The sequence below is a fragment of the Insolitispirillum peregrinum genome, from assembly GCF_900156605.1.
Taxonomy (GTDB): domain Bacteria; phylum Pseudomonadota; class Alphaproteobacteria; order Rhodospirillales; family Rhodospirillaceae; genus Insolitispirillum; species Insolitispirillum peregrinum.
On the sequence record NZ_FTOA01000002.1, the window covers coordinates 815,816 to 822,205 of the forward strand.

Here is a 6,390-nt window from a genome sequence, read left to right on the forward strand (position 1 = left end):
TTTCACACTGAGCGAAAACGCTCTACGTTTTCAGTGCCGCATTTTCCGAGCCGTTGACCGTCAACAGTCAACTTGAAAATGCTCTAACGTGCACTGGTCCGGTTGATCAGCTGTTTTGCTGCTGGAAAAATTGTCGGGTGAGGCGCACGGCCTCGGCCAGACCGACGCGTTCGACAGAAACGCCCTCGGGGAACGCACCGTGCAGGCGGCTGGGCATCATCGGATCGAGCAGGACAAACACCCCCCGGTCGCCGCTGCGGCGGACCAGTCGTCCGAACGCCTGCTTCAGCTTCAGACGGGCCAGCCGGTCATCATAGCTGCGTCCGCCAAAGGCGTTGCGGCGGGCCTTGTGCAGAATGTCCGGGCGCGGCCACGGCACGCGGTCAAAGACGATCAGACGCAAGGAGTCACCGGGAACATCAACCCCATCCCGCACGGCATCGGTCCCCAACAGGCAGGAATGGCGTTCGGCACGGAAGATATCGACCAGAGTCGAGACATCCATACCATCGACATGTTGTGCATATAACGGAATCTCGGCATCATCCAGTGCCGGAGCAATGCGCTGATGCACAGCCCGCAGGCGGGAAATGGCGGTGAACAATCCCAGCCCGCCCCCGTTGGCGGCAAGGAACAGTTCGCGATAAGCCGCGGCGACCTGCGCCAGATCATCCTTACGCACATCGCTGACCACCAACACACGGGTGATGTCGGGATAGGGGAAGGGGGATGCAACGACCGAGCGCACCGGCGGAGACGGCAAATGAATGCCGCCGCTGCGGGCTTCGGCGGCCTGCCAGTCCCGTTCCGCATCCCCCGAGCCATCGCGCAACGTTGCCGAGGTGATCACCAGACCATGAGCGGCTTCGGCGACGGACTTGGCAAAGGGAACCGTCGGGTCTACCCAGTGCCGATGCATCCCGACATCCAGATCGCGGCCGTCGATGCGATCGACACTGAACCAGTCCACAAAGTCATCCGGAGTCTGTTCGGTCAGGGCATCGAGCATCGCCCGCCACGCGGTCAACGGTTGCAGGATGCGCCGTTCCAGCGAACGGGTCAGGCTTTCAATCCGCAACCGCATGGCGGCATCAAGCTCGTCGGCCTGAGTGTCAAGGCGGGTGGTCAGGGCCTTGATCATCGCCTGCGTGGGAGTGCAGAGAATCTCCAGGGCATGTTCCAGCTCAACGGCGGCTTCCAGCAGGTCGGGAACGGGCGGATCGGTCTCCGTTTCCAGCGAATACGGGCCGCTGGCATCGGGGCAGCGGGCATAAATCTGGGCCCGGACCAGCGCCAGGAACCGTTCGGTTGGCCCGTGTGGCATGCCGTCCAGCAGGCGGGTGTTCCATAACGGGCCGGGCAGGCAGGTTGCGGCCTGCAAAATGGCATCCATCGCATCAATGGCGTCGTTGTCGCTGGTGATCAGGTCTTCGGCCCGACGGCGCAGGCCGCGGGCGCGGGATCGCCCGTTTTCTTCTGCCCCCAGCAACCAGCGGCGCAATTCGGCGGTTTCGCCGCCACTGAGATGGGCGGAGAAGGCGCTGTCGGCGGCATCGAAAACATGATGGCCTTCGTCAAACACAAAGCGGGTGGGCAGGCTGCCGTCTTCAATACCGCCTTGGGCTGCCTGCACCATCACCAGTGCATGGTTGGCAACCACGATGCGGGCGCGGCGGGATTTGCGCACCGCCCGTTCGATGAAGCACTTGTTGTAGTGGGTGCAGGCGGTGAACAGGCATTCGCCGCGCCGATCCATCAGCTCGACGGTGGCCGCGCGCCCGACCACTTCGGTCAGCCAGCCGGGAAAATCGCCGCCGACCATGTCGCCATCGCGGCTGTTGATCGCCCAACGGGCCATCAGGCCAAGCGCAATGGCTTGCCGGGGGTCTGCCCCCAGACGGCTGACCGCTTCTTCCATGTTCAACAGGCACAGATAATTTTCGCGCCCTTTGCGGATCACCACCTTGCGGGCTTTTTCAATCGGATCGCTGTGCAGACGGTCCAGTTCGCTGTCGAGTTGGCGTTGCAGGTTGCGGGTGTAGGTTGAAACCCAGACGCAGCCTTCGTTTTTCTCGGCCCAGACGCTGGCCGGAGCAATATAGCCGAGAGTCTTGCCGGTACCGGTTCCGGCCTCGGCCAGCACCATGTGCGGTGTGCCCTGCTGGTCGCGTGGCGCAAAGGCGGCGGTCAGGGCGGCGGAAAAGTCAGCCTGTTGCGGACGGGCCTCGGCGTTGTCCCCCAGCAACTCGGCCAGACGGGCACGGGCCTCGGCGGCGGAGACCGGCTGATTGGCCGGTGGGGCGTCGGGGTAAAAGTCGTTGATTTCCGGCAGATGGTCCCAGACGCGGAAACCGGCGGCGACGTTGGTCCGGTGCGGCATTTCACCATGGACGCCCAGGGCTGCCAGCACGCTGTTGCCCCACCCCCAGCCACCACGGGCCATCGCCCACGCCGTTCCACGGGCCATTGTCGCATCCCGACGATGGAACTGGCTGATTTCGACCAGCAACGCCCGGACGCAGGCGATCAGCGCCTGGGCTTCTTCTTCCAGTCCGTTCGGAATGGTGAGGGCGAGTGCACTGCACAGGCCACGCGGCGTCGGCAGGCAAAAGCGGGCCGGGCGGGCAAAGGCAAACAGCTCCAGCACATCATGCGCATAAAACGGGGCGCAGCCCAGCCGGGTGGCGGTGGCTGGCATGTGGCAGACAATCGGGTGCGCGCCTCGTGCCATGCGGGCTGCAGCGGCAGGCGCAAGGGTGTCCAGCTCACCGTCAGGGGTGAAGACAGCCGCCCGCCTCAGTCCTCCGACAATCACGGGGACATTGGGCAGAACAATTCTGGCGTCGCCAATCGGAGCCGCCGGGCGGGAGGATGCCGCTGCCGGGCCGGAAAACAGCGAGGGGGGTGAAGCTTCGTCGGTCATGAGCAGACCTTAATGCATCAGCGGAAAAGTGGGCACCGGTTTTTGCAGGCAACAGGCAGGAAAACCGTAGGTTCACGCCGATCAGCCTGATGTGAAACCAGAATTACCCGGGAAAACGGAATCATCGTTTTTCACCCCTGTCCTGACAGGTGAGGGCGGGATTGCTCGCCAGGAAATGTCCTGTCGTCCGTGGAACGTAGATACCCCTTGTTTCAGCTGCGGCCTGTCAGGCGTCAGAGGCAAGGGGTGTTTTTCAGGGACAAGGATACACACCATGGTCTCATCATTGACCTCGTCCACCAGTCCTTATGAATACAGCTCGCTGTTTTCATCAAGCACCAGCAAGGACAGCAAAACCGCAACGTCGCAAGATGCGCTGTTGCAGGCACTGAACAATGTTCAAGCCAATTCGGCGGCCAATGAATCGGCGGCTGCCAGCCAGTTTACGGCCCTGGACACCGATGGTGACGGTAGTCTGTCACAGGAAGAGTTTTCTTCATTCGGCTCGATGATGAGCCCGATGACCGGCAGTGCGTTGCTGTCGGCGCAGGAAAGCGCGACCTCCAGCAGCGAAAGCGACACCGAGAGTGACAGCGAGTCTGATCTGATCAGCTCGATGGACACTGATGGGGATGGTGTCGTCAGCGAAAGCGAGTTTTCGACGGCGGTGTCGTCGGCCGACAGCGAAGGTACGCTTAGCGATAGCGATATTGCCGCGATGTTCGATGCGCTGGACAGCGATGGCGACGGTTCGATCAGCAGTGACGAAAGCGAAGCTGTCACCAGTAGCATGGCTGGAGACATGCCCCCGCCTCCGCCGCCTGCCGAAGAGACCACTACCAGCGAAGACAGCTCTTCGACGAGTACCGACAGCACGTCGTCCTCGTCCAGCAGCAGCGAGTCCAGCAGTGCCTCCGCCAGCAGTGGCTCGGGAAGCAGCGAAAGCTATGACCCGCTGGATACCAACGAAGACGGGGTTGTTTCGGCCGAAGAAAGGGCTGCTGCCCAGAATTCCGGCATGGGCCGCCTCAGCAGCGGTATGCTGGGGACTTTGTTGCAATTCAACGAAGTTTCGGGCACATCCCAGCAAGCGACCGCCGCCTGAACAGGCGGGGGCTTTGCTGTTCAGGGCGCGACCAGTTCCGCTCTGGTTCTTTGTGCGGATGCCTGATCCTGCTGCCCTGTGCTGCCGGTCGGTGTGATCTGCGACCGACGATCCCCTGGCGAGAGAAACTCGCCAGGCGGACAATCTTGTGAGGCTTTCAGTTTCGCTGCCGTAGAGCGAAAAGCCACCATTGCTTCGTGGAACCGATCCAGGTGTTCCGGCATTTCCTGCCCAAAGCGCCGAACGACGTCATGAAAAGCCTCAGCATGCCGGCGCGTTTCACGGGCCAGAAAAACAATGTCGTCGGAGGGCATGGGGGAGTCCTGTAAACAGCAAAAGTGTGGAGGGAGTGGATCGTGTGATGTTTTTATTTGGCCTCTCGGCGTGACTCGTCGACGCGCATCATCTTTTTTCGATAATGCTACGTTCCTGAACTGCTTATTTGATTATCGATAGCCGGTTTTAATCAGTATTAGGTATGGCTAACCTAATCCGTGCGCGGAATGTAATTTTGATTACAGCGCAAGTCAAACACCATTTTGGGTAAAAATACCTAAAAACCCATCGGCATCACAATAACCATAATTTTTTTATTTGATTATTGTGATGCCGTTTCCGGCGTTTTTTGTTTGGTGTTGTGCAATTACTGCAACGATTTGAGGTATGTGGCCCGGGTGGCCTTCAGGGCGGCCAGTGATTGATGAAAGCGATCAAGATGGTCCGGCATTTCGTGCTCAAAGCGCCGAACGACATCATGGAACGCTTCAGCGTGGCGGCGAGTTTCCCGAGCCAGTGAAAGGGCATCGCGATTCTGCATGGCTGACCATCCTGTTCAGTGAGACATCAAACATGACCCGCTTTTTATGACAAAAACCGCGCCACCCGTCATGGGCGCAAAGGTTTGTGGTGTGATACTTGAGTATCTTGGGTGGGATTTCCTGTGTCTGGCGAATGTTGCGCTTCGTCCATTGAGCTATTTTTGGGTGATGCTGAATAACAAGGGTACAAGAATGGCCGTGAGCAACCCGTTCAAGCCCATGGCAATGCCTGCAAAAGTCCCCATTAACGGACTGATTTGAAAGGCACGAGCCGTGCCAATCCCATGGGCGGCTACCCCGACGGCAACACCGCCGGCCAGAGGGTCTTTCAGGCGCAGGGCAGTCAGCAGTGGGCTGGCAATCATTGCTCCGATGACGCCGGTCAAAATGACCATCGCTGCCGTAAGCGAAGGGATACCGCCAATCTGTTCCGTAATCGCCATCGCAATGGGAGATGTGACCGATTTGGAGGCCAAGGACAGCAATGTCTCGCGGCTGGCTCCCAGAGCTGCGGCGATCGCAACCACAGAAACGGCCCCGGTCAACGAGCCGACCAGCAGGGCGACGGTCATCGGGATCAGGGCCTGGCGGACGCGTTCCCGGTTATGGTACAGCGGAATGGCCAGCGCGACCGTGGCCGGGCCCAACAGGAAATGGACGAACTGGGCACCAGAGAAGTAGCGTTCATAGCTGGTATCGGTCAGCAACAGCAGGCACACAATCAGGGTGGCGGCGATGCCAACCGGGTTCACCAGGGGATTTTTCCGTGCTGCCGCGTGCAGGGCGACGCCAATGGCATAGGCCAGCAGGGTTGCCATCAGCCACCACAGGGAACTGGCTTGCAGGTACACCCATAGCTGAGTGACCGCCTGATCGTTTGGCAGGTGTGGGCTCATTGTGGTGTCTCCTGTGACGCTGACCGCCGACCGAGCATCTTCTGGATGATGTGAAACGTCAGGGCTGTCACCGCAATGGTGATGGCCGTGGACAGCACAAGGGCCACGGACAGGGGCAGCCATTCGTCCCTGACGCGATGGAGGTGCGAGACAATCCCGACCCCGGCAGGAACAAACAGCAGGGACAAGTGAGACAGCAGAGTCTGCGCCGCCGTTTCGACCGATGCCGGAACCGAGCGACGGATCAGCAAAAAGATCACCATCAGAACCAACCCCAGAACAGGGCCGGGAACAGGCAGGCCGGTCAGTCGGCATATTACTTCGCCCGCCAACTGGCAGCCGAGGAGGCCTAAAAGAGCATGAATCATCGTGCCGTGCTTTCAGCAGCAATAAGGAAGTACGCAGGCCTCAGGGTAAGCCCGAAGTTCGGCTATGAAAAGTCGCTGAGGGTTCCCTCGTTTGGAGGGTGCTTTTTGGGCGATTTGAACTTTTTTGAAAAAAGGTGTTGACGGTGTTGGTCTGCAGCAGTACAAAGCGCCTCCCGACGATGAGGGCGACGGCAACGACGCTGAAAACGCCGGGAAGTTCAACGGGTTAGCCGATTGTGACAATGGTCTGGCGGACACGGTGAGCGGTTTCGGAACGATG

The 6,390-nt window shown here is 60.0% G+C and carries 6 protein-coding genes; 1 reads left to right on the forward strand and 5 read right to left on the reverse strand.

Translation table 11 applies throughout. The features are described from left to right. Positions 1-106: 106 nt before the first annotated feature. Positions 107-2,923 carry an ATP-dependent DNA helicase gene (locus BW995_RS07810; RefSeq protein ID WP_084194660.1) on the reverse strand — a complete coding sequence of 939 codons (2,817 nt, stop codon included), beginning with the start codon at positions 2,921-2,923 and terminating at the stop codon, positions 107-109. 274 nt (positions 2,924-3,197) lie between these two features. On the opposite strand from BW995_RS07810, the gene BW995_RS07815 reads away from it, so the two are divergent. Next, complete coding sequence (locus BW995_RS07815) at positions 3,198-4,028, forward strand: EF-hand domain-containing protein (RefSeq protein WP_076399577.1); 831 nt, start codon at positions 3,198-3,200, stop codon at positions 4,026-4,028. A gap of 20 nt (positions 4,029-4,048) precedes the next feature. On the opposite strand, the gene BW995_RS07820 is transcribed toward BW995_RS07815, so the two are convergent. The 4 genes from BW995_RS07820 to BW995_RS07830 form a co-directional block, all read right to left on the reverse strand. After that, positions 4,049-4,342, reverse strand: a complete 294-nt coding sequence (locus BW995_RS07820) for a hypothetical protein (RefSeq protein WP_076399578.1) — start codon at positions 4,340-4,342, stop codon at positions 4,049-4,051. 329 nt (positions 4,343-4,671) lie between these two features. Beyond that, complete coding sequence (locus BW995_RS20750; RefSeq protein ID WP_175617014.1) at positions 4,672-4,845, reverse strand: hypothetical protein; 174 nt, start codon at positions 4,843-4,845, stop codon at positions 4,672-4,674. A 156-nt stretch (positions 4,846-5,001) separates the two neighbouring features. Next, the gene (locus BW995_RS07825) at positions 5,002-5,742 is read right to left on the reverse strand and encodes an LrgB family protein (RefSeq protein WP_076399579.1); all 741 of its coding nucleotides are present in this window, start codon (positions 5,740-5,742) and stop codon (positions 5,002-5,004) included. Further along, positions 5,739-6,110: a CidA/LrgA family protein gene (locus BW995_RS07830; protein WP_076399580.1), complete on the reverse strand. Its 372-nt coding sequence runs from the start codon at positions 6,108-6,110 to the stop codon at positions 5,739-5,741. Before BW995_RS07830 ends, BW995_RS07825 begins: the two co-directional genes overlap by 4 nt. Positions 6,111-6,390 lie beyond the last annotated feature (280 nt).

Excerpts from the sequence above, each read along its gene's own strand:
- BW995_RS07810 (WP_084194660.1), bottom strand. The coding sequence starts at position 2,923 with ATGACCGACGAAGCTTCACCCCCCTCGCTGTTTTCCGGCCCGGCAGCG.
- BW995_RS07815 (WP_076399577.1), top strand. The coding sequence starts at position 3,198 with ATGGTCTCATCATTGACCTCGTCCACCAGTCCTTATGAATACAGCTCG.
- BW995_RS07820 (WP_076399578.1), bottom strand. The coding sequence starts at position 4,342 with ATGCCCTCCGACGACATTGTTTTTCTGGCCCGTGAAACGCGCCGGCAT.
- BW995_RS20750 (WP_175617014.1), bottom strand. The coding sequence starts at position 4,845 with ATGCAGAATCGCGATGCCCTTTCACTGGCTCGGGAAACTCGCCGCCAC.
- BW995_RS07825 (WP_076399579.1), bottom strand. The coding sequence starts at position 5,742 with ATGAGCCCACACCTGCCAAACGATCAGGCGGTCACTCAGCTATGGGTG.
- BW995_RS07830 (WP_076399580.1), bottom strand. The coding sequence starts at position 6,110 with ATGATTCATGCTCTTTTAGGCCTCCTCGGCTGCCAGTTGGCGGGCGAA.